The sequence below is a fragment of the Nodosilinea nodulosa PCC 7104 genome (assembly GCF_000309385.1).
In the GTDB taxonomy this organism is placed as follows: Bacteria; Cyanobacteriota; Cyanobacteriia; order Phormidesmidales; family Phormidesmidaceae; genus Nodosilinea; species Nodosilinea nodulosa.
In genome coordinates this window covers 5,972,210-5,994,498 of sequence record NZ_JH976537.1, presented here as the reverse complement: position 1 = coordinate 5,994,498, position 22,289 = coordinate 5,972,210, and the positions used below count along the sequence as shown (strand labels likewise).

The 22,289-nt window shown below is 60.7% G+C and carries 17 protein-coding genes and 1 pseudogene; 7 read left to right on the top strand and 11 right to left on the bottom strand.

Going from position 1 to position 22,289, the window contains the following annotated elements; genetic code table 11:
* Complete coding sequence (locus LEPTO7104_RS0127800) at positions 1–1,749, bottom strand: ABC transporter ATP-binding protein (RefSeq protein WP_017301866.1); 1,749 nt, start codon at positions 1,747–1,749, stop codon at positions 1–3.
* Positions 1,750–1,839: 90 nt separating this feature from the next.
* The gene (locus LEPTO7104_RS0127795; RefSeq protein ID WP_017301865.1) at positions 1,840–2,967 is read right to left on the bottom strand and encodes a YdcF family protein; all 1,128 of its coding nucleotides are present in this window, start codon (positions 2,965–2,967) and stop codon (positions 1,840–1,842) included.
* A 429-nt stretch (positions 2,968–3,396) separates the two neighbouring features.
* Here LEPTO7104_RS0127795 and LEPTO7104_RS0127790 point away from each other — a divergent pair, with 429 nt between their 5' ends.
* On the top strand, positions 3,397–5,031 hold the full coding sequence (locus tag LEPTO7104_RS0127790) for an ABC transporter permease (RefSeq protein WP_225887062.1): 1,635 nt from the start codon (positions 3,397–3,399) through the stop codon (positions 5,029–5,031).
* Positions 5,032–5,122: 91 nt separating this feature from the next.
* Here the strand turns inward: LEPTO7104_RS0127790 and LEPTO7104_RS40530 are convergent.
* From LEPTO7104_RS40530 to LEPTO7104_RS35660, 4 genes and pseudogenes are all read right to left on the bottom strand, one after another.
* Positions 5,123–5,233, bottom strand: a pseudogene (locus tag LEPTO7104_RS40530) (IS630 transposase-related protein); the annotation flags it as partial.
* A gap of 196 nt (positions 5,234–5,429) precedes the next feature.
* Entirely contained in the window at positions 5,430–5,942 is a 513-nt protein-coding gene (locus LEPTO7104_RS0127780) for a YcxB family protein (RefSeq protein ID WP_155523817.1), read from the bottom strand.
* Between the two features lie 103 nt (positions 5,943–6,045).
* Entirely contained in the window at positions 6,046–9,699 is a 3,654-nt protein-coding gene (locus LEPTO7104_RS0127775) for a hypothetical protein (RefSeq protein WP_017301861.1), read from the bottom strand.
* Between the two features lie 428 nt (positions 9,700–10,127).
* Complete coding sequence (locus LEPTO7104_RS35660; protein WP_040695701.1) at positions 10,128–10,844, bottom strand: DUF1028 domain-containing protein; 717 nt, start codon at positions 10,842–10,844, stop codon at positions 10,128–10,130.
* A 419-nt stretch (positions 10,845–11,263) separates the two neighbouring features.
* Here LEPTO7104_RS35660 and asnB point away from each other — a divergent pair, with 419 nt between their 5' ends.
* The 4 genes from asnB (at position 11,264) to LEPTO7104_RS0127750 (ending at position 14,882) form a co-directional block, all read left to right on the top strand.
* On the top strand, positions 11,264–13,297 hold the full coding sequence (gene asnB, locus LEPTO7104_RS0127765) for an asparagine synthase (glutamine-hydrolyzing) (protein WP_017301859.1): 2,034 nt from the start codon (positions 11,264–11,266) through the stop codon (positions 13,295–13,297).
* Between the two features lie 190 nt (positions 13,298–13,487).
* Positions 13,488–13,802, top strand: a complete 315-nt coding sequence (locus LEPTO7104_RS0127760; RefSeq protein WP_017301858.1) for a hypothetical protein — start codon at positions 13,488–13,490, stop codon at positions 13,800–13,802.
* Positions 13,803–14,056: 254 nt separating this feature from the next.
* Positions 14,057–14,524, top strand: a complete 468-nt coding sequence (locus tag LEPTO7104_RS0127755; protein WP_017301857.1) for a globin family protein — start codon at positions 14,057–14,059, stop codon at positions 14,522–14,524.
* Between the two features lie 172 nt (positions 14,525–14,696).
* Entirely contained in the window at positions 14,697–14,882 is a 186-nt protein-coding gene (locus LEPTO7104_RS0127750) for a hypothetical protein (RefSeq protein WP_017301856.1), read from the top strand.
* Positions 14,883–15,015: 133 nt separating this feature from the next.
* Here the strand turns inward: LEPTO7104_RS0127750 and LEPTO7104_RS0127745 are convergent, their stop codons facing one another.
* Positions 15,016–15,252 carry a CDGSH iron-sulfur domain-containing protein gene (locus tag LEPTO7104_RS0127745; RefSeq protein WP_026073146.1) on the bottom strand — a complete coding sequence of 79 codons (237 nt, stop codon included), beginning with the start codon at positions 15,250–15,252 and terminating at the stop codon, positions 15,016–15,018.
* A gap of 80 nt (positions 15,253–15,332) precedes the next feature.
* Positions 15,333–16,037, bottom strand: coding sequence for a pirin family protein (locus LEPTO7104_RS0127740; RefSeq protein WP_017301854.1), 705 nt, complete (start codon positions 16,035–16,037; stop codon positions 15,333–15,335).
* A gap of 245 nt (positions 16,038–16,282) precedes the next feature.
* Here LEPTO7104_RS0127740 and LEPTO7104_RS0127735 point away from each other — a divergent pair, with 245 nt between their 5' ends.
* Positions 16,283–17,161, top strand: a complete 879-nt coding sequence (locus tag LEPTO7104_RS0127735; protein WP_017301853.1) for a LysR family transcriptional regulator — start codon at positions 16,283–16,285, stop codon at positions 17,159–17,161.
* 263 nt (positions 17,162–17,424) lie between these two features.
* Positions 17,425–17,832, top strand: coding sequence for a L,D-transpeptidase (locus tag LEPTO7104_RS0127730; protein ID WP_225887111.1), 408 nt, complete (start codon positions 17,425–17,427; stop codon positions 17,830–17,832).
* Between the two features lie 42 nt (positions 17,833–17,874).
* Here the strand turns inward: LEPTO7104_RS0127730 and ybaK are convergent, their stop codons facing one another.
* From ybaK to LEPTO7104_RS0127715, 3 genes are all read right to left on the bottom strand, one after another.
* Positions 17,875–18,348, bottom strand: coding sequence for a Cys-tRNA(Pro) deacylase (gene ybaK / locus LEPTO7104_RS0127725; RefSeq protein ID WP_017301851.1), 474 nt, complete (start codon positions 18,346–18,348; stop codon positions 17,875–17,877).
* Positions 18,349–18,478: 130 nt separating this feature from the next.
* Positions 18,479–19,339: a hypothetical protein gene (locus LEPTO7104_RS0127720; RefSeq protein ID WP_017301850.1), complete on the bottom strand. Its 861-nt coding sequence runs from the start codon at positions 19,337–19,339 to the stop codon at positions 18,479–18,481.
* 213 nt (positions 19,340–19,552) lie between these two features.
* Positions 19,553–22,069 carry a cyclic nucleotide-binding domain-containing protein gene (locus LEPTO7104_RS0127715; RefSeq protein ID WP_017301849.1) on the bottom strand — a complete coding sequence of 839 codons (2,517 nt, stop codon included), beginning with the start codon at positions 22,067–22,069 and terminating at the stop codon, positions 19,553–19,555.
* Positions 22,070–22,289 lie beyond the last annotated feature (220 nt).

Genomic DNA, 22,289 nt, shown 5'->3' with positions numbered 1-22,289 from the left:
CTACTGCAACACTGACTCTAGCTGGTGCTGCTCCCAGAGGTTGCGGTAGAGGCCAGGCTGCTGCACCAGATCGCGGTGGCAGCCCTGCTGCACAATGCGGCCCTGGTCCATCACAAAAATGCGATCGGCGGTGGCGGCGGCGGACATTTGGTGGGAGATAAACAGCACCGTTTTTTGCTGGGTGCCCTCCGAGAGGGCGTTGAGAATGGCCGTGGCGGTGCGGTTATCGACGCTGGAGAGGGCGTCGTCGAGCACCAGAATGGGGGCATCGACCACCAGGGCGCGGGCCAGGGCGGTGCGCTGCCGCTGGCCCCCGGAGAGGGTGATGCCGCGCTCGCCGACGATGGTGTCGTAGTGCTGGGGAAAATTCTGAATTTCTTCGTCCATTTGGGCCTGTTTGGCGGCGTACTGCACCTCCGGAAACTCCAGCAGCGGCTCGCCGTAGCGGATGTTGTTGTTGATGGTGGTGCTGAACAGGAAGCTGTCCTGGGGTACGTAGGCGATCGCCCGCCGCAGATCGCCCAGGGGCAGCTCGGTGACATCGTAGCCATCGAGGTACAGCTGGCCGGGGCCGATGTCGAGCAGGCGGGGCAGGGCGTTGGCCAGGGTCGACTTGCCCGAGCCAATGGGGCCGACAATGGCAATGCGCTCGCCCGGCAAAATCTTGAAGCTCACCTCGTCGAGGGCGGGGGTTTTGCTGTCGGGGTAGGCGTAGTTGAGGTGGCGGGCCTCTAGGGTGCCCTGCACCTGCTCCAGGGGCAAGGGAATGGCGGAGGGGGCGGTTTGCACCTCGGGTTCGGCATCGAGAATTTCTTCGACCCGGTTGATGCTGACCTCGCCGCGCTGGTAGGCGGTGATGGTAAAGCCCAGCAGCGCGGTGGGAAACACCAGCCGCTCCACGTAGAGCAGCAGGGCGACAAAATCGCCCACCGTCAGCGCGCCGTTGGCGATCGCCCCGGCCCCGGTGGCCAAAATCACCAGCAGGCTGATGCTGGCCAGCCCCCCCAGCAGCGGGAACAACGTGTTGCGGGTGCGGGCCAGGGTGAGGTTGGCGTCGAGCAGATTGGTGTTGAGGCGGTTAAAGGCGCGGCGCTCGTTGTCTTCCTGGGCGTAGATTTTAATCAGCGAAATGCCGCTCATATCCTCCTGGATCAGGTCGCTGAGGTCTGAGATTCGCTCCTGCACCGTGAGCTGCTGCACCCGCAGGCGGTTGCTGAAGGACTGCACCAGCACCAGCATCAGCGGGTAGACCAGCAGCGAAATCACCGTCAGCCGCACGCTGATGGAGAGCATGACCGGCACCGTCAGGGCGTAGGCAAACAGGGTGTTGGCCAGGCTCAAAATGGCAAACCCCAGCAGGCGGCGAATGTTGTCGACATCGCTGGTGGCGCGGCTGATCAGCTCTCCGGCGGTGTTGCGGCCAAAGTAGGCGGGCTCCAGGCGCAGCAGGTGCTCAAAGATGCGCTGCTTGAGGTCAAACTCCACCTGGCGGCCCACCCCAAACAGGGTAATGCGCGACACCATGCGAATTACCCACATCACCGAGGCCAAAATTAGCACCATCAGGGCGTAGTACATTACCCGGTTAAAGCTGAAGGTGACCTGTAATTCGTCGATGCCGTTGCGAATTAGCAGGGGAATCCACACGCCGACCAGGTTGACGATAAACAGTGCAGCAACCCCCAGGGCAGCCTTTTGCCAGTGGGGGCGGAGGTAGGTGCCCAGTTTTTGTAGCTGCGATCGCGCCATAGAATCTGCCCTAATTGCCCCCCTATCCTAGACGAATTTGAGGGGCTGCATCGGCGATCGCTCTGGCGATCGCCGATGCGAGTACCAGAGCTACGGAAGCGTCTCGACCACCTGCTCCCACTGCATGCTGACGGGGGGGAGCCAGCCCTGAAGGTAGTAGTATATCGAGCCCAGCAGCTCGCTCCAGTAGCGCGTAGTCAACACCAGCGCATTGACGTCAGGAACCAGATCGGCCAGGCGGGCCAGGGTGTCGCGATCGCTCAAGCCGATGGTGCTGTAAAGCTCAGTCGGAGCCGCCACCACCTGAATGCCCACATTCTCAAAGGCCAGGGCAGCGCGGCGCATGGTCAGCGCCGGGGCCACCAGCACGATGCGGTTGGCGTCGCGATTGCTGCGAGCCGTATCAAAGGGACCACTGCGAACCGGCTCGGTAAACAACCCCTGCGTCGTCAAAAAATCCCGCTGATTGAGCACCGCCGCGCGAATATTGGTGCCCGTGTTCTCGATGCGAATGCTCTCGCCGGGTATGCCTCGGCTCACCAACTGCTGGCGAATGGCCTGCCGGAGCGGCTCCTGCTCCTCCGCTGTGCCAAACCGTGGTCCGGCGGTAACCGTTACAAACGGGCGGGCCAGGCTAATTCGGTTATACACATCGGCGGCGCTGTTGAGCCGGGCCACCAGCACCGGACTGAGTTCGTTATTGGCGTCAATGCGGCTGTTGAGGGCGTTGGTGAGGCGGTAGGCATCGGCGTTTTCAGCAATCACCACCAGCGAGACCGCCCGGTCGACCGGCACCTGATCGACGGCGGGGCAAATGTCGCTACACAGGCGCTGCTGGCTGGCATAGGCCCGCTGTACCGCACTTTCTGAATGGTTGACCAGCGCCCGCGCCACCAGGGGCATACTGGCAAAAACCAAAATCAGCAGCGCTACGGTGACCATTTTTGAGCCTTGTTTTTTAAAGTTCTCGCTAAAGGAGAACATCAGCAGCACAATCGCCCCGCCCAGGGGGGTTAGCGGAAACGACAAAAACTGCCCAAACACCCCGATTGTGCTGTCTTCAGGGAACAAAAACGATACGGCAACCAGGGCCAAAAGCATGGCCCCGCCAAACCAGGTGAGAAAGTTGACCGGAATAAACTTCCGCAGAATCCACCACAAAAAATAGCCGAGGCCAAGCCACAGCAGCAGGCGGGTCAGTAGGTTGAGAACATCCATGGTCGGGTCTGCACTGGAAAGTCGAGCGCTGTCAGGGAGGGGCGAAAACCGCGCCGTGGGGCCTCGGCCCGCAGGAACTCTCTGCAAAGCATACTTCAGTAGCGAAAACTCGGCGTAGCTGCGGCCCCAATCGCCTCAATTTCTTCCTTGAGAGTGCGGCAGCACGGTATGGCCCGGCTGACTGACCAAACCCTTGAAACCCTTATGCTGCGGTAGGTTGGGTGAAGCTCCAGCGGAACCCAAAACCAGTAACGGTTTTGTTGGGTTTTTTCCTCTGGAAACGCTACGCGAACGCTGCGCTCAACGCCAACCTACAGCCGTTCCCGCAGGGCTCTTTTGCTGCCATGGGCGGGCGGGGTTTCGTTCTGTGTTAAAAGGAATGGGTAGCAATAATCACTGGCGATGAAATCCCTCGGCATTCCCCGGCCCATGTCTCTAAAACGGCCCGATGGCTGGACGGTTGGCGTGGCGCTGATCGCCCTGGTGATGCTGCTGCCGTTGGCAATCATTCTCGCCAGCCTGTTGACCAACTCCAGCGATGCCTGGGGGCACCTGGCGGCCACGGTGCTGCCGGAGTACCTGCGCAACTCGCTGATGCTGATGGTGGGGGTGGGGGCGGGGGTGCTGGCGATCGGCATCAGCACCGCCTGGCTGGTGAGCGCCTGCCAGTTTTGGGGGCGGCACTGGTTTGAGTGGCTGCTGCTGCTGCCCCTGGCGGCCCCGGCCTACATCCTCGCCTACGTCTATACCGACACGCTGGAGTACTTTGGCCCGGTGCAGACGGCCCTGCGCGGTCTGTTTGGCTGGCAGCGAGCCACCGACTACTGGTTTCCCAATATTCGCTCGGTGGGCGGCGCGATTTTGCTGTTTAGCCTGACCCTGTACCCCTACGTGTACCTGCTGGCGCGGGTGGCGTTTTTGGAGCAGTCTACCGCCACCCTGGAGGCCAGCCGCTCCCTGGGCTGTGGCCCCTGGCGCAGCTTCCGCTCGGTGGCGCTGCCCCTGGCCCGACCCGCGATCGCCGCCGGCACCGCCCTGGCCCTGATGGAAACTCTCAACGACTTTGGCACGGTGGCCTACTTCAGCGTGGGAACCTTTACCACGGGCATCTACCGCACCTGGTTTGGCATGGGCGATCGCCCGGCGGCGGTGCAGCTCTCGGCGGTGCTGCTGCTGTTTATCTTTGCCCTGGTGGTGCTGGAGCAAAGGTCGCGGCGGCAGGCCCGCTACTACCAGGGCATGGGGCGATCGGTGTCACAGTCGCGCTATCGTCTCACCGGGCTGCGGGCGATCGGGGCCTGGCTGGCCTGCGCTGTGCCCGTGCTGCTTGGGCTGCTAATTCCCACCGGGCTGCTGCTGGCGATGACGATTCGCAACGCCGGGGCCACCCTCAACGGCGACTTTGTGGTGCTGGGCCTCAACAGTCTGGTGCTGGCGGTGCTGGCGGCCCTGCTGGCGGTGGTGCTGGCGCTGGTAATGGCCTACGGTCTGCGGCTCAACGGCACCCCCTTTCTAAAGCTGGCGGTGCAGGGGGCCAACCTGGGCTACGCCGTACCGGGGGCGGTGATCGCGGTGGGCACGCTGATTCCGCTGGCGGGGTTTGACAATGCGATCGATAGCTGGATGCGCCAGACCTTTGGCGTCTCCACCGGGCTGCTGCTCAGCGGCACGATCATTGCGCTGCTGTTTGCCTACCTGGTGCGGTTTTTGGCGGTCAGCTTTGGGGCGGTGGAGGCAGGCCTGGGCAAGATCAAGCCCTCCCTGGATGATGCCGCCCGCAGCCTGGGCCAGAGCCCCAGCCAAACCCTGCTACAAGTCCACCGCCCACTCCTCGGCAGCAGCCTGCTGACGGCGATCATGCTGGTGTTTGTAGACGTGATGAAAGAACTGCCCGCGACGCTGATCATTCGCCCGTTTAACTTCGACACCCTGGCGGTGCGGGTCTACCAGTACGCCGCCGACGAGCGGCTGATCGAGGCCTCGGCCCCGGCCCTGGCGATCATTCTAGTGGGGCTGCTGCCGGTGCTGTGGCTGAGCAAGCAGATTGCCAGCGAGGGGAAGTAGCTTTAAGGTCAGAACTGTCCACTTTTTTGAGTCAAGCTCAAGGCAACCGGTCGCCGCTTTGTACTTCAGCCAAAAGTCGATGGTGTTACGGGGTGTTACGGCTGATTTGAAACAGCGCACTGGCTTCACGCTTCTTCAATCCATCGAGTTCGATGGCATCGATCACCTTCTGACGCAAATCAAGGCTGTAGGGTTTGGCCATGTCACTCACACACCATGAGACTCTCGCGTTTAGTCTACGTCCTAATCACCTTGGCCATAGCTATAAGTCGTGATCAAGTTTAGCCAACCGCAGACTGATTCTGCTGAGTTCTGCCAGCGCACCACCCAATCTATATGGCAACTGTTAGCCCATGTTTATGAGCAATCTCGATTCGCTGATGGACATGAAAATTTAGTTAACGACGAACAGCAACTCGCCACAAACTGTATGCATTTTCGAAAAACGATTCGACTTGATAAACGTCATCGAAAGTACGATTCTTTGGAATAACGTGTGCAGCATGCTGCGAAATATAAATAAAAATATAGTTTCGGTTTTGTGAGACTTTTGCGATGCCTTCCCAGGTATGCTCAGTGCGGTTGAACTTTGTCTCTTCAACTATTCCTGCCTCAGAAACCAACATTTTATGTTCTGTTATACCACCTTTCTTAAGCTTTGGCAGGAAGCATATCGCTAAGAATAAGAACTCAGCGAAAGCCAAAAACATCAAACAAGAAGCTGCATATAGAAGTGTTGAAGCAATAAAGACAAAGATTGAGTCTTCGCCTGGTGACCAAGTTCTATAACTGTCGTACACAATAAGCGAAATGAAAAACAATATGAAAATTCTCATGCTTGTCATTCTTGGAATGTGATAGACATGAAAAGACATAACATCAAAAAAACTATTTTTATATGTAATTTCCACTGGGCACTTCTCCCCCTTCTATTTAAATCGGGCATGGTTCAAGCTAGGTATGCCGCTATTTGTATGCCCAAAATTCTCTATGTACTAACTGAGAATGAACCTCTTAAAACGTCATCGGCGCGATCGGTTCAATATCGGGGTCGTGGCCGCCCACCTGGCTGGTGCGCAGTACCCAGGCCGAAGCCCCGTACTTGAGAAACTTGTGCACCACGGTGTCGCTAGCCTTGCGGGGAAACACCGTGCGCCAGCTGCCCAGCCCCATAACCAGGTTGCGCAGCGGCTCGTCTTCGATGGAGCTGCCGAGGTTGAACTCGTTTTTTTCCCAGGCCGGTCGCAGGCCCCCCAGCGGCTGCAAAACCCCTTTGAGATCTTGGCCAAAGACCGCGAGCTGCTGCAGTGCCGCCGACTGATCGGGGTGCGCCTGGTTCCAGGCAATGAGGGCATCGGCATGGCGGTTGAGGCTGTCGGCGGTGCTTTGCAGGCTGGCAAACAGCGCCTGGTTTGAGTCCTGGGAGCAGTTGTTGGAGGGGCCGACAAAGGTGCCGCCAGTGCCGTCGCCAATGCGGTAGCGGGCGGTCATGGCCTGCAGGTGGGCCTCCATGCGGGAGAGGGGAGACCTGCGCTCATCGTCAAAGTGGTAGTAGCGATTGAAGGCGTCGAGCTTGACGAGAATATCGCAGCTGGGCCGAGTGCCCAGCCAGCCCCGCTGGCGATCGCCCTGATACCTCGACCAGTGCAGCGTGCCCGCAATCAGCCCGTCGATGTTGTGGGCGTAGACCTGGTAGTAGCGGATCTCAAAGCGGCGTTCGTCGGCCAGGGGGTCGTGCACCACCTCGGCCCGTCCGTAGGCAAAGTGGCCAAAGAAAATCGGGCTAAAGGCGGCGGGTTCCTTTTTGTTGCCGCCGATGCCGCCGTAGTTGTGGAGAATTAGGGCGCGATCGCCCACCTGCCACTCGTCAATGGCCTCCGCGATCGCCTCCGGACGACCGTTATCCCGCGCGGTGCACAATACTGAGCCGATCTTCCCTTTTTGGGCCGCCACCTCAGCCCAGGCTTCCCTGCGAATGTAGCGGTAGGCGGCCTTGGCCCCGCCAAACACCACCCGCTGGGGCTGGAGACGAAACAGCGCCCTGGGGCCAAGGGCCTGCACCACAAACATGCCGCTGGCATTGGGCGCCCCGTAGATGTACCAGCCCGACTCGTTGTAGGGCGATTTTTCAAGATCCTGCGTCGTCGAGGGGTCGCTGCCGTAGGCCGCCATCGTGGCCACCGGGGGCAGGCTCACCACCGCTTCAGCCCCGTCAAAGGCGCGGCTGGTCCGGTTAAAGTGCCGCACCCGCCACTGGTCTGCCGGCATTGGCGCCCCAAACTGCACCAGGCCGTAGTAGCGCCCGGTCACCTCCATCGGCTGGGCGTCGATCAGGAGCATTACCCGATCTCTATCGAGCACCACCCGGGGATTTTCAACCGCCACAATCATGTCGTCCCCAGGCAGCGACCCGGCCAGGGACTCCAGCGGGTCAACCCGCAGCCAGTGGTTTAGCCGCACCGGATTGATCACGCCGCCAACGCGACTGGCGTGCTCGGCATCGGCGCTAAAGTGCACATCGTGGGTAACCGCCTGCACCAGCTTTTGGGTCAGCGGAGCATCGGACCAGCGCAGCTTGACCACCTGCCCCACCAGGCCTCTGTGGCCGTCTGGCGCATGGTGTATTTCGTAGAAGACGCCGCCAAAGCGATCGCCCTTGGCGGGCAAAATCAGCCGCCCAATCCAGTCGGCAATGGGGACGTAGAGGGCGGGATCGGGCCGCAGGTCGAGGGGGTAGCTCTGGTACTGCACCAGGGGGTTGGCGCAAAAAATATCGTAGTTGTTGGCGGGGCTGCCGCGCTCTAGCCCCGTCTCCAAAACTTCGCCGCGCAGAATGGCGTTGATCGTGTCGATGGTCTGCCCCAGGGAGCTGCGGCCGTCGGGCAGCACTAGCTTGGGGTCGAGAATACCGCCCGGCACCTGGTGCCCCACCGGCCCCATGGAAATAAAGCTAATCTTGCCCCGCCGCTTGGCCCGGTTCCAGTAGGACAGCGGAAACAGCTTCCAGCGACCGGGAAAAATCTTCGTCCCCAGCTTCTCTACCGCATCTTTTTCGCCCGCCATGTGGTACAGGTGCTCAAGCTTGAGAAGATTGATATTGGCGCTGATCACCCCGCCCAGCGAAATCACGTCGATGGGGGCACCGATGGCCCGCTTCAGGTAGGGGGCACTGGCGCAGGACATCTGCCCACCGCCGCTGTAGCCCACCAGCGTCACCGGAGTGCCGCTGCCCATCTGGTAGCCGTTTTTGACCAGCCCGTTAAACACCACCTGGGCAATGCCCTGGTTGTAGAGCGGCCCGTAGCGCTTGTCGGCAGACACGCCCACAATCAGCACGTTGCGAATGTTCACCAGCAGCCCCAGCACGCTCATGGGGTTGGCAAACCGCAGTTTGTCGGCATAGCGCCACAGAAACGACAGGGGCCGATCTTCATTGAGGGGGGCATTCATCACCGAGTAGGGCATGATGCCGCGAATCAGCGCCACATCTTTGGGCAGGGTAGGGGCCAGGGTGTCGAGAAATTCTTCGATGTCGGGCAGGTATTCAAAGCTGGAGATGCCAATGCCGTCGAGGTAGACCACGTAGCGGCTGACCGGTCCGGCGTCGGCCCTAGGCTCGGCCAGCTCCCCGGCGTTGACGGTGGTATTGACGTCATCGTCATACCAACCCGCCCACCAGCCCAGGGTTTCGAGCGGGGCCAGCAGCCCGGCTACCACCAGGGCGACTACGCCAATCCAGACAAAATTCAGCACCAGCTGCACCAGGGTGGGCAGGCTACCCACCCAGCTAAACCACCACTCGCGAATGGGGCGCAGCAGCACCAGCACGACCACCGTCAGCACCGCCATGGCAAGCAGCCCCAGCAGTGCTTTAAATGAATTGCTCCCGTCTGCGGTTGGCCCAGCGTCTACAGAAATGACCGATTCCCCGGCTCCGGCCATCGCCAGAACCGTTGGCTCGCCGGTCACGGCGGCCACCACGTCGCCCTGGTTCAGGGCGGTAATGCGCTGGTTAAATTCTTCCTGCCAGCGGGTTGAGGTTTGGGCCAGGCCAGCCTGAAACGATTCGGTCAGATCGCGGCGGTTGGTGACGAGATCCACCCCAGCGGCCCGGTTGGCAATGCGCTTGCCCAGGCTGGCAATGGGCCGACCGACGGTGTTCTGCAACAGTTGCAGCAAAATCCAGCCCAGGACGACGTATCTAAAGGCGCTGCCGATGCCCAGATGGGCGATCGCCCCAAACCCCACCACCATGGCCAGCAAATGCCACACGGACAGCAGGTTGAGAATTGGCACTCCCAGGTAGGGCATGGCCCCCAAAAAGCTAAACAGCAGGGGCGCATAGGCCAACCCCAGCACCGTCACCAGCTGCCCCAAAAGCATGTTCTGTGACCAGGGGGTCAGGGTGACCAGCCAGGTACTCAGCACCAGCGCCAAAAAGCCAAAGGCAAACAGCACCGCGTTAATGCCCAGGCTGAGCACAAACCGGGCAGGCCGCACCTGGTTGATGAAAAGAATAATGCTCTGACCAATACCCTGGGATAGCCCCGCCAGCAGCACCACCACCAGCGCCAGCTTCTGCCCAGCCGGTATTGTGGTGGCAATGCGAAAGGCCTCGGCGTTGAGGGCAAAGACGTAACCCAGCACTTCCCAGAAGCGATCTAGCATTGGCCCACTCTCAACAATGTGCCGAGATTTTACTCTAAGGCTGGGGCCAAAACCGCCACTGTTAGGTTAAATGAAGGATATTGGCGGCGATTGTGCAACGGATGCTCGCTGGGGGCCAACTTCCCAACGCTGCGCGAGTTGCAGCGCCGTCTGATGCCCGTCGCAGGGTGGGCAATGCCCGCCACTTGGGCCGGAGCTAGCAGGGCGACGGCGGTCAGATACCAGCGGGCAGCCTATGTTGGTAGCCCCAAAGTTGGGTGGCAGCGGCAGGGACTCTGCTCCCTGGTTGACTGACACAACTACTGGTGTTGGGTTTTCCCCTCTAGAAACGCTAGCCCCAAAGGGGCGGCTTCGCCAGCGCGAACGCTCCGCTCAACACCAACCTGCCTCAGAACTTTTGTCTGGCAACAGCTTAAATGCGCCTAAAGCTAAACCGCTTTAGGTAACCAGGCAGCCTGGTCTGGCTGGGGTATCCCTAGCTGGCTGGGCATGCTCTGGCGAAAGGATTGGTAGTAGTCTTTGTGGGCCTCGCTGTGCAGGGTGCGCAGCATCGCGATCGGGTCATCGTGGTGGTCGACCCGCAGATCGAGGTGAGGGTAGGGGGTTTTATCCATCACGTAGAGGGCGGCGGACTGGCGACCGCGCTTGTCGCCCCCGGCGGCTTCACCCGCTTCCAGGGCCAGCAGCAGGCGATCGCTCAAACCCATCCCCTCACCCTGATGAAACGCTGCGGCCATCGCCTCCAGCACCTCTGCTCCAGTCAGCATATTCCCCGCCACCGAGACATTGGCAAAGGTGCGGTGCCCCGCCCAACCTGTGCAGTCGCGGCCCGTCCAGGCAGCGGTGTGGCCGGTGTGATCGACTAAATGCACCTGGCGCCGATCGCGATCGCCATCGTTCTCCAGCAGCCATCCCAGCACCACCTCTGCAGAGGCCTCGCTGAAGGGGCTTTCGGTGGCCTGACGCCGCTCCAGCAGCTCTAGTCCCCAGATTCCGAGCAGCGGGTTGGTCTGGGCCTGGGTGGCGATCGCCCCTACCCCCGCCCGCGCGTGGGGCACCAGCGCCCCCACCGCCAGGTGCTTAGTGGCCACCGCCACCCCGGTCATGCCCGTCTGTGGATCCCACGCAACAATAGAAAAGGTCATAGAAACGCTGGATTTATAATAGGTGTATGCAGTACACAGAGCTACGGCAATTGTTAACGAATTCTAAACTAAAGACTGTGGCGAATCATACGATTTTGGATTGGCGATTTTAGATTGAGATGCGATCAATTTACTGTGGGCTAGCTGTTGAGCAGTCAGCCTAGCCTGGTTGACTGACAAAACCCTTGAAGCCCTTAGACTGCCGTAGGTTGGGTTAGCGTTAGCGTAACCCAACAAAACCGTTACTGGAGTTGGGTTTTTTCCTCTGGGAACGCTACGCGAACGCTTCGCTCAACACCAACCTACATCAGAACTTTTGTCAGTCTAAAATTCCCCAAACCCTTGAGTTTTGCTAAAAAAAGTCCCGCTGCGGGTTCCTCGGCTTTTAGGATGACCAATTAACCCGGAGGACAATCACTATGTGCGGTATTGGCGGCGTCATGTACGCAGACCCGGCCCATCCTGTGGATCCACAGATTTTGGTGGGCATGGCGGCCATTCAGCACCACCGGGGGCCAGACGGCTTTGGCTACGACATTGTCGAGGGGCGCGGGGTCGGCTTTACCCACGCCCGTCTGTCGATTATTGATCTAAATCCCGAGCGGGGGCGGCAGCCCTTTCGCTCGGAAGATGGCCAGTTTTTGATCGCCCACAACGGCGAGTTTTACGACTACAAGCGGCTGCGGGCCGACCTCACCTCGCGGGGCTACACCTTTCGCACCAAGAGCGATACCGAGCTGATGCTGCACCTGAGCGATCGCTTTGGCCTCGACGGCGCGCTGCCCCACCTGCGCGGCGAGTTTGCCTTTGCGGTCTACGAGCAGCAGCTCGATCGGCTGACCCTGGTGCGCGATCGCTTTGGCGTCAAGCCCCTGTTCTACAGCCTCACTCCTGAGGGGATCGTGTTTGGCTCCGAGATCAAGGTGGTGATGGCCCACCCGGCGGTGCAGCGCAAATTTTCCTCCCAGGGGCTGTTTCACCAGCTGATGCAGACCATGGTGCCCGGCTCTACCGCCTTCGAGGGAGTCTTCACCGTGGAGCCGGGGCAAAAAGTGGTGGTGCAGCGTCAGGGCGACCAGCTCACCCTGCACAAAGAGCAGTACTGGGATCTGGATTTTCCGCTGCTGGGCACCCGGCCCCAGCGCACCGACGAAGACTATATGGAGGAGCTGCGGCAGCGGTTTGTGGAGGCGATTCAGCTGCGGTTGGAGGCCGATGTGCCCGTGGCCTGCTACCTGTCGGGGGGCATCGACTCCTGCACCATCCTCGGGGTAGCGGCTGCCTGCCAGCAGTCGCCCGTGAAAGCCTTCACCATTGGCTTTGACGACAGCGACTACGACGAAACCGCGATCGCCCGCGAGATGGCCGCCGCCGTGGGGGCCGACCAGGATATTCTCACCGTCGATGGCACCCAGCTCTACGACCACTTTGCCCGCACCCTCTGGCACACCGAGCGCAGCATCTACAACACCTTTACCGTGGCCAAGCTGTTGATGAGTGAGCACGTTAACGAGGCGGGCTACAAGGTGGTGGTCACGGGCGAAGGCTCCGACGAGCTATTTGCGGGCTACCCGCAGCTGCGGCTGGACATGATTCGCCACGGCATGGCCCACGCCACCCCCGAGGAACGGGCCGACCTGGAAGCCTGGCTGGCGGAGAGCAATAAACTCTTTAAGGGCAACCTGCTGGCTGAAGAACCGTTGGAAGATGAGGCCCTGAATGAGGTGGTGGGCTTCACGCCCAGCTGCTTGCAGTCGTGGCTGAGTTTGGCCGACCAGGTGCCCGAGCTGCTGCACCCCGACCATCGCGCTGCCCTGGAAAATTACTCACCGGGGGCCGCGATCGCCGCCGCCCTGGATGACAAGCAGCTGCGCGATCGCCACCCCCTCGACAAAGCCCAGTACGTGTGGATCAAAACCCAGTTTGAGTCGCAGGTGCTGGGCTGGGCGGGCGATCGCGTCGATATGGCCAACTCCCTAGAAGCGCGGCCCGCCTTTCTCGACCATCCCCTGGTGGAGTTTGCCGTCACCCTGCCCCCCAGCCTGCGCTTTCGCGGCTACCAGGACAAATTCATTCTGCGCGAAACCATGCGCGAGCTGCTGCCCGAAACCCTCTACAAGCGGCAAAAATTTGCCTTTATGGCGCCGCCCTCCCACACCGATGTGGTCAAGCAGCAGGCGATGAAGGCCCTGGCCGACAACTACCTCAGCCGCACTGCCATTGAGGTCGCCGCCCTGCTCGACTACGACGCCGTGCAAACCCTGCTGCACCGCCACCGGGATGAGGCCACCCCCGTCGCCGAGCGGGTCCAGCTCGATGCCGTGATCAATCACCTGCTCAGCGTCCAGATTCTCCACCAGCACTTCGTCGCCCAGGATGTGCCAGAGCTGGCCCAGCAACAGGCCAGGGATCTGGGCTGGGCCAGCCAGCTCAATGCCGCTAGGGTGTCCTAGAGCATCGGCACAGTATCTGAAAATAGACATCCCTGTGCCCTAGCTCCCCCTGGGCAACCTGGTTTTACGGCTCTGCCGCTCATTTTGGGACGCAGGGTTGGCCAGTTGACAGGCTGTCTTTTGACAGCCTTTGGCCATCCGACTACTGTGGCATCGCAGCAGTCGTCACAGGTATTGAAAGCGCTAAAGCATGGCTTCATCTCCTCAAAAAATCAGGCGGGTCTCCATCGGCATCGGTGCCCATGGCTATCTGGCAATTGGCATTTCGGCACACGGTGTCGTTGCCATTGGCGTTGCGTCCCACGGCATTATTTCGATTGGTGTAGTGTCCATGGGCGTTTTTTCCTTTGGCCTTGTGTCTATGGGCTTGCTCAGCTCGGGATTGGTGGCCATGGGTCTCGCCAGTTTTGGCAAGCAAACCATGGGGCTTCACCAAATCCATAACATGCAGCCCGGTTCTTCCCCATCGATGCCTGGGATGGAAATGCCGCCAGAGCAGAAATAGTCGCCCCATAGCCAAAGCCAGAACTGAGAATTTCTAAAGCTATTTCCCAGGGTCGTCCGGCTATGGGGCCTAAAGGATAGTTGTATCTGAGCGGCACAGGTTGGACAAATTGTTGGCTTTTTCACCGGAGATCGCTTGCCAGAGGCTGCTTGCTTCAGTGCGAAGAAATATTGAGGTATCCCTGGTTACACCAGTTCTCCTGGGCACCTTGGGTGGGAACCCATCGAGATAGCGCGATCGCGCCCTTATCTGCCATGAATAACGCCTTACTCACTTCCATCCGCGATGCCGATGGTCGCTACCTGAGCGATGCTGAACTGCGCCCCTTTGACCAGATGATGGAAGGGTTTCAAACCCGCGTCAGCCTCTACAACCACGTGAGAGACAATGGCAAAGAGCTGGTGCTCAACGCCCTGCGCCGGCTGATGCAAACCCCCCACCGCCAGGTTGTGCAAGAGCATGCTCAGCAGTGCCAGCGCGACATGCTGTACACTCTGGAGCACGTCTCTAAGGGCATTCTGCTCTACGACGAAGACGGCTTTATGGAAGAATATCTGGTCTGGATGCAGAACATCATTCGCTCCTTTAACCGCCAGAGCGCCTGCGTGGTCGCCTACAAAATGCTCAAGGAAGAAGTGCGCACCACCATGCCCGGTGACCAGAGCAACCTCATGCTGATGTACCTGGACAAGCTCACTGAGGCCCTGGATACTGGCATTTAGCGTAGACAGGCTGGATCAGCCGTGACCCAGCGGCTGACAGCTAAAACCAGCTCTGGCTGCATGGCCTTGGTAACAATTTTTTGCCAAAACTCACCCGATTCCGCAGATACCCGGTTTGAACTTAGACTAGGGGCAGGTTCATAATGCTAGTTCCTGCCAGAGTAGTTCACCCATGGGAAAGTCTCGTCTCAGTCCTCGACAGCGCTCCTACGAAGCCGATCTAATCAATCGTCTGTCGGATAATCAGCAGCTCAATCAGGCTCAGCAGCGCATCAGCGGCCTCACCGACAAAGACCGCGACCTGGTGTCTGAGCGCCTCAGCGGTCGTACCCGAGGGCGGCTGCAGCAGAATTATTAGGCTGAGGCTACTCTAGTGGGACTGTTCTAGACAGATGGCGCTGTGCCAGCGCAAATCCGAAAACATACCCTAGGGGATGGCTGCGGTTTAGACAGACTCATCCCTCAGTTTCGCAGCTCCAGAACGATAAGTCCTATAGTTTGGCGTGGCTACCGTCGCAGAACGGAGCATTCTCGGTGTGCTTACAGGCGCAGAGAGCCACCTGCTGTTTTTCCTCCAGGGTAAATTTCATGGGGGTGAATTCAGTGCCTGCGTGGGCACCGTTGCAAAAGGGTTGATTGCTCGACTGGCCGCAGGTACACCAGAAGTAGTCCCCTGCCTCCAGCTCCATTACCATGGGCCTGGTATCGGCAATTACAGGCTCAGCCATAGTTTTTCCTCTTTGTAAATCAGGTTTTTTCACGAACATCTCGCTGCGGCAGAAAGGTTTTTCCTGCCGCAGCAAACTGGTTAGGCGGCCATGTCAAACACCAGCACCTCAGTCTCCTGGGCGGCCCCCGCCAGGCTGAGGGTGTCCAGGTCGCTAACGGCGGCACCATCGCCAGCGGTGAGAGCCTGGCCGTTGAGGTCAACGGCCCCCCGCACCACCTGCACCCAGGCCACTCGACCGGGGGTAAGGGTGTGCTCCACCGCGTCGCCATCGGCCAGGGTGGTGGCGTACAAGCTCACATCTTGGTGAATAGTGACAGAGCCATTGCGGCCATCGCGGGAACCCACCAGGCGCAGCTGGCCCTGCTTGGCTTCCGGCGCAATGGAAATTTGCTCATAGCCGGGGTCAATGCCCTCCGTCTCAGGCAAAATCCAAATTTGCAGGAAGTGCACTGGCTCGGTGTCAGAGGCGTTGAATTCGCTGTGGCGAATACCTGTGCCCGCCGACATGCGCTGCACATCCCCAGGGCGAATGACAGAGCCAGTGCCAATGCTGTCTTTATGCTCCAGCGCCCCATCGAGCACGTAGGTAATGATCTCCATGTCGCGGTGGCCGTGGGTGCCAAAGCCCTGGCTGGGGGTAACTTTGTCTTCGTTGATGACCCGCAGGCTGGCAAAACCCATGTGGCGAGGATCGTAGTAGTTGCCAAAGGAGAATGTGTGGCGAGAATCGAGCCAGCCAAAGTTGGCGGCACCGCGTTCACTAGCAGGACGAACCGTAATCATTAGAGACACCTCCTATTAGCGTCAATGGATTGGAAACATCCGAATAAATTAAAGATATACTGAATCTAATTAATTGACAATACTCAATTTAATTGACCCACTGTCGCCTAATATTGGACAATAGCTCCTCACCCTCCCTTCGACTCCCCCCATCCACGCTCCTACGCTCCCCCCCCATCCCCCACGCCCCCACGCCCCCACGCCCCACTCCACCCAGAAACCACCCCCCATCCCCGCCCCGCCCTATGGACAAACTCGAAAGCATGCGCGCCTTCACCCAGGTTGTCGAAGCCGGGGGCTTTGCCGCCGCCGCCCGCCGGATGGATCTGTCGCGATCGGCGGTGAACAAGCTGGTGATGAACCTGGAGGAGCACCTGCAAACCCAGCTGCTGCACCGCACCACCCGCAAAGTCTCGCCCACGGACGCCGGGCGGGCCTACTACGATCGCTGCCTCACCATCCTCGCCGACCTGGAAGAGGCTGAGTTGTCTCTGACGCGGCTCCAGCAAGAGCCGCGCGGCAGCCTGCGCATCAATGCGCCGATGACCTTTGGCACGCTGCACCTGGCTCCGCTGGTGGTGGAGTTTATGGCCCAGTACCCCGAGGTGCAGGTGGAGCTGGTGCTGAACGATCGCCGCATTGACCCGATTGAAGAGGGCTTTGACATCACCGTGCGAATTGCCGACAAACCGCCCGGCTCGGGGCTGATTGCCCACACCCTGGCCCCCTGCCCACTGGTGCTGTGCGCGTCTCCCGCCTACCTGCAGCGGCGCGGCACGCCCGTCCACCCCGACGACCTAAAGCACCACGCCTGTCTGCACTATGGCCACCGATCGCAGGATACGAGCTGGACGCTGGTCGGCGATGAGGCCCATACGGTCGCCATCCACGGACCGCTGTGCTGCAACAATGGTGAGGTGCTGCGGGCGGCGGCGATCGCAGATCTGGGCATCGTCATGCTGCCCGACTTCATTGTGGAAGCAGATCTAAAAGAGGGGCGCCTGCACCCCATTCTGGCCGACTACCCGCCGCCGGCCATCAATATCTACGCCCTGTACCCGGTGAATCGCCACCTGTCGGCGAAAGTAACCCGGCTGGTGGAGTTTTTGGCCGCAAAAATCTAGGTCGGCGGCCCGCTCGCTCAACCTAGCCCAGGCATGGGCGGCATCTACAAGACCTGGAAGCAGATGCGGCGCAGGCCTAAAGAATCATTACCGTCGTCAGGATTTTAGACTGGAGGGGCTGAAGTAATTAATCACTAAACGGTTGAGGTAAGGCAATGTTAGGCCCTCAACGGCACTGGCTCAGACGCTGGGGAGCAGGTGCTTTTTTGAGTTTAATGGTGAGCGGTGCGGGGCTATTTTGCTCTCCGGCGGTGGGGCCTGCCATGGCCCTCACTAGCGGGGAAATAGCCGCACAGGTTGCGCGGCTGCAACAGTCAGGCGATCGCTGGTTGCAGATAGACCTGTCGAGCCAGCGGCTGATTGCCTGGGAGGGCAACACCCCAGTCTATGCGGTGATTGTCTCGACGGGTAAGCCCTCAACGCCAACGGTGACCGGGGTGTTTGAGATTCAGTCGCGGTATCGGACGGCCCGCATGCGGGGCGCCGGTTATGACGTGCCCGATGTGCCCTGGACGATGTACTTTTACCGGGGGTACGCCATTCACGGGGCCTATTGGCACCACAATTTCGGCACGCCCGTGAGCCACGGCTGCGTGAATGTGGCCGTTGACCACGCCCGGTGGTTGTTCAACTGGGCCAGTTTGGGGACGCCCGTTGTCGTGCAGCCGTGACTTGCGCTCTCGTGCGCCCTCGGCCCGGCTATTTGCGGCGCATTAGGCTTTGGTCAGCGCCCCCAGCCGTCCCTGGGTTGCCGTCAGGTAGGCCTGGGGCGCGAGCCACAGCATCAGGCCCCGCCTGCCCGCCGACACCGCCACCGTCTCGAAAGTGAGTATCGAGCTGTCCACGTAGACCGGATAGGCTTTTTTGGTGCCCAGGGCGGTGACGCCGCCGCGAATATAGCCGGTCAGGGGCTGCACGTCTTTGAGAGGAACCGTCTCGGTCTTGCGATCGCCCGCCAGCACCGCCAGCGCCTTTAGATCGAGCTGGGCGCTACCGGGAATGACGGCCAGACAGACGCCGCTGCGATCGCCCTTGGCCACCAGCGTTTTAAACACCTGCTCCGGCGGCAGGCCCAGCTTTTCGGCGGTGCTTTCGGCGGCCAGATCGTCGGGGTCAACCGCGTACTCCAGCAGCTCGTAGGGCAGATGGAGGCGATCGAGAATGCGGGCGGCGTTGGTTTTACTCACGGGGCAACGGTAGGCAATGGGCGGGGTATGGCCAGCGCGGAACAGCCCCCTGACTTCGTGTCCGTGAGTCTGGGGCAGACCCGATTGGGGCTGGCGTGCCAATTGGTTAAATGAAGGCCACTGACTTACCCTACCCCACGCTGTCGTCGTCCTGGTGCCAGATTTGCTCCTGCAGGGCCTCATTTTCCAGGCTCAGGGCCACCGCCCGCTGCCTGAGGCCATCGCGCTCGGCGGCGATCTCCTGGCAGCGGTACTTGAGGTTAGTTTGGTGGTGAAACTGGTAGCCCAGTTCGGCGCTGAGTTCGGAGATTTTTTGCCGCTGGGCCTCAATGATAGCCTTGAGCGCCACCGGGTCATCCTCTAGGCTCTGGGCCTGGATCTGGGCCGCCGGGGCCAGGGCAAGGGGGGCCGCAGACTCGACCGGCCCGCCCACGCCCGCGCCGTGGATGTAGGCCTGCATGCGGGCCATGGTGACCTGGTGGCGGGTGAGGGTGTTGTCGAGGTGCTGAATGTGCTGCTGGGCCGCCTGGAGCTGGCTGCTCAGGCTGACGGTCAGCGATCGCGCAATCATCACCTCCGAGTTCAAGTCGAGATCCTGGGCCGGGGCGCGGCCCAGGGCCAAACCCTGGTAATAGTTCTTTAGCCGCACCAGGTAGTCCTGCACCTCCGCCTGGCCCTGGTGAATGCGCACCCGCAGCCGTTCTAGCTCAAGCTGCTGGTCGGCCACCAGGGCCTTAACGCCGACCAGCAGCTGTTCGAGCACGTCGGACTGCCAATGGTCTTTGGCCTCTAGCTGCTGCTTGAGGTTGACAATAATCTTTTGCTGAACGTTGGAATATTCCTCGGTTTGGGCGAGGTGGGCCTGGAGCATCTGGTGGTTGGCCATCTGCTCCTGCATCTCTTCGATAGATTCTTTGGCTTGATCGAGGGCCTGCTGGAGCAAGCAGACGCGTTGAACCAGTTTGAAGTCCAGCGAACTTTCCTGGAACATGGGCAAAACCGATAGGTAGGAACTCAAAGCAGAGTGACGAAACTGGAGGGTAAACGGTTAGTCGTAGGTGCGCTCTCTTGGAGTAAAAGGTACCCTACCAGGCTGTACCTGGGGGCGACTGTTGGGGGCATTACCTGGGGCCAAACCCAGGCTAAAACTTTACACGGCGACGGGGGGCAAATCGATAGGGGCCATAACCCTGATTTAATCTGATCAAAACCCTGGGATCAGCCACCACAGGCTCAACCCCAGCAGTCCAGTGCAGACGTGCTGAACCCGCCGCTGCGGGCCAGACTGGCGACCAATCTTAGCCGTCAGCCATAGCGACAGCGCCACGCCCAACAGCAGCGTTGCACCCTGCAAGAAGGCTACCACTGCGGGGTGGGCAACCCAAACCGGCAGATTTACCCCTGAGCCGCCAAAGGTGGCTAAAGACACGGGCAAAATACGCCCACCCTCCCCCAGACCCAGGCGCAGATAGTGGGCCAAATTGGCCGCCCACACCAGGGGCAAATAGCCGTAGGCCAGTCGCACCACCGGGCGCCGGGGCAGTCCCCGGCTTTTCCGCCAGATCCATTGAATGCCCTCGACACCTAGGGGCAGCAGGGCGGGCAGCGCCAGCACCCCCAGCGCCACCAGGCTGTGCCCCAGCGCCGTATCCAGCGGCAGCTGAAGGCCCAGCTGAGCCTGGATCTCGGGCAGACGGTGCAGGTACACCGCCCCCAGCAGCAAAAACATTAGCGCCACCTCGGCGGCGCGGGGCTTGTGGGTGGTCCACAGCTCAATGCCGGGGGGGCGCAGGTTCAGCTCCACCGAGCGGTGGGGGCAGGCCTTGAGGCAGGTCATGCACAGCACGCAGTCGCGGTTGTCTTCCAGCTGGGCCGGGTGGGAGTACAGCGGACAGCCGTTGGTCTCCTGGCCTTCTCCCTTGGCGGGGCCGCCCTTGTAGCACTGGTAGGTGGTGCATTCGGCGGAACAGGTGCCCTGCTGCGCCCGCAGCTCGGTCATGGAGAGCTTGGCAAACATGCCGTTCATGCCGCCGATGGGGCACAGGTAGCGGCACCAAAACCGGCGCTCAAACAGGGCCGAAAAGATCATCGCCCCGGCGGTAATCAGCAGCAGCAGGCAGGCGGAGAGGTAGGCGGCATCTTCCAGGTGCCACACCTCTTCCCAGATCAAAATCAGGGCAAACAGGGCAAACAAAAACCAGGCCCCCCAGCGCTCCGCCGACTGCCGGGGCCAGCGTTTGAGGCGACCGGGAAACAGCTTTTGAGACATCCACTGGGTGACTTCGCCGTAGATCATAAACGGACACACGGCGCACCACAGCCGCCCCACAAAGGGAAAGCTCAGCAGCACCAGGGGCCACCACCAGGCCCAAAACACCGTCAGCGCCACGTTCTCTTCGCGCCGCTGAGGGCCAAACCACAGCACCGCAATGACCACCGCAAACAGGGTGAGGGTGATGCCGTAGTTGATGCGATCGGGCCACCAGGGGCTGCGCAAAAACCGCCGCAGGTCGGGGTAGCGGTTGAGCAAGTTCAGCCGCAGCTGTTTCTTTTTGCTCTGGGCAGGCCAGATAATTTCTTCGGTAATCAGCCCGCCCCCGGCCATCTGGGCGGCGGCCCGCTCCACCAGGTTCTCTAGCTCGCGCAGGTTGTTGGGGAAATCGTAGGACTGCAAGCGGCGAATCGCCTCGGGCGTCACCGTTATGCGCCCGGTGCCCCGGCGGCGGCAGATCAGCGATAGGTAGTAGTTGACCCAGTCTTCGATATCGGCCTTGCGCACCCGCAGCGGCGGCACCTTGATGGTTTCTGCGATCGCCTCGCTCAGCGCAGGCAGCCCCTGTTCTGAGAGCAGAATAATCCGGGCTTCGGCATTTACCAGGGGGGCGGTTTCGCCGTTGCGGCCCACGGGCCGATACTGCCCGGTTTTGAGCAGCTGGGCCACGGGTTTGACCAGGTCGGCGTCGAGTTCGTTGGGGTTGTTGAGCACCAGGGTTCCTGGCCCCAGCGCGGCTAACAGACCCAGCCGCCCGCCCGATCGCCCAAACAGATCGGCTCCGCTGGCCTGGAGCTGGCCGCAGTCTACCTTGATAATCGGCAGCCGCCGCTGGGTCGAGCCAAAGTGAATCAGGGCGGCGAGGTTGTCTTTCTCCAGCCCCGGCTCGCCAAAAATGAGGACCGACTTGCGGTGGCTGGCGGCCTCGCGAATTTCGGCCCGGAGGCGATCGGCGTAGCGGCTGCGGCCAATTACCCCCCGCCGCGCTTTGGCCACCTGGTAGGGGCGCAGCACCCCCTGGCGCTCCTGCTCCAGGTCGAACTGAAACGACAGCCGCTTGACCGCATCCACCAGCTGCCTGGTGAAGGTTTGCAAAATACCGGGGTACTGCTCGACTAGCGCCTGGAACTGGGCGCGATCGATAAACCACAGGGTGCTATCGGTGATCGTGCGAACGGTTTGCTCCACGGGCTGCTCCAGCAGCAGCGCCTCCAGGTTAAATACTGCGCCGGGCAAAAAGCTGACGCCGCCCAGCTCGGCCACGGTCTCGAGCCTGCCCTGCCAAACAATGTAGAGCCCGTCTGGGTCTTGCCCCGCTTCGATCACCGTCTCACCCGCCGCCAGGGAAATGGTGTCTAAGCGGCGGGCCAGGGGGGCCAGGGTGGTCGCAGGCAGCAGGGTCAGGGGCGTGCGCTCCTGTAAAAAGATCACCCGGTCGGATACAGTCATGGCAGTTCACCCCTGCGATCTTGGTGTAGCCCCATGATGATGGCAAATGACCTCTGGGTGCCCCTGGCATTACTCAGCTTAATTATTGCGGCGGCGGTGGCCTTCAGCCACGCCAAGTAGGCCGCCCGACCGGGGATTTCTGTTAGGCCTATTTACATCGGTTAGCGTTGGTCGCTAGTGTTGTGGCTGCATTTTATATTGTGCGTTAGCTAGGCGTAGA

Excerpts from the sequence above, each read along its gene's own strand:
- LEPTO7104_RS0127800 (WP_017301866.1), bottom strand. The coding sequence starts at position 1,749 with ATGGCGCGATCGCAGCTACAAAAACTGGGCACCTACCTCCGCCCCCAC.
- asnB (WP_017301859.1), top strand. The coding sequence starts at position 11,264 with ATGTGCGGTATTGGCGGCGTCATGTACGCAGACCCGGCCCATCCTGTG.
- LEPTO7104_RS0127735 (WP_017301853.1), top strand. The coding sequence starts at position 16,283 with ATGGACAAACTCGAAAGCATGCGCGCCTTCACCCAGGTTGTCGAAGCC.
- LEPTO7104_RS0127715 (WP_017301849.1), bottom strand. The coding sequence starts at position 22,069 with ATGACTGTATCCGACCGGGTGATCTTTTTACAGGAGCGCACGCCCCTG.
- LEPTO7104_RS0127745 (WP_026073146.1), bottom strand. The coding sequence starts at position 15,252 with ATGGCTGAGCCTGTAATTGCCGATACCAGGCCCATGGTAATGGAGCTG.
- LEPTO7104_RS0127730 (WP_225887111.1), top strand. The coding sequence starts at position 17,425 with ATGGCCCTCACTAGCGGGGAAATAGCCGCACAGGTTGCGCGGCTGCAA.
- LEPTO7104_RS0127760 (WP_017301858.1), top strand. The coding sequence starts at position 13,488 with ATGGCTTCATCTCCTCAAAAAATCAGGCGGGTCTCCATCGGCATCGGT.
- LEPTO7104_RS0127755 (WP_017301857.1), top strand. The coding sequence starts at position 14,057 with ATGAATAACGCCTTACTCACTTCCATCCGCGATGCCGATGGTCGCTAC.
- LEPTO7104_RS0127750 (WP_017301856.1), top strand. The coding sequence starts at position 14,697 with ATGGGAAAGTCTCGTCTCAGTCCTCGACAGCGCTCCTACGAAGCCGAT.
- LEPTO7104_RS0127795 (WP_017301865.1), bottom strand. The coding sequence starts at position 2,967 with ATGGATGTTCTCAACCTACTGACCCGCCTGCTGCTGTGGCTTGGCCTC.
- LEPTO7104_RS0127720 (WP_017301850.1), bottom strand. The coding sequence starts at position 19,339 with ATGTTCCAGGAAAGTTCGCTGGACTTCAAACTGGTTCAACGCGTCTGC.
- LEPTO7104_RS0127790 (WP_225887062.1), top strand. The coding sequence starts at position 3,397 with ATGTCTCTAAAACGGCCCGATGGCTGGACGGTTGGCGTGGCGCTGATC.
- LEPTO7104_RS0127740 (WP_017301854.1), bottom strand. The coding sequence starts at position 16,037 with ATGATTACGGTTCGTCCTGCTAGTGAACGCGGTGCCGCCAACTTTGGC.
- LEPTO7104_RS0127775 (WP_017301861.1), bottom strand. The coding sequence starts at position 9,699 with ATGCTAGATCGCTTCTGGGAAGTGCTGGGTTACGTCTTTGCCCTCAAC.
- LEPTO7104_RS35660 (WP_040695701.1), bottom strand. The coding sequence starts at position 10,844 with ATGACCTTTTCTATTGTTGCGTGGGATCCACAGACGGGCATGACCGGG.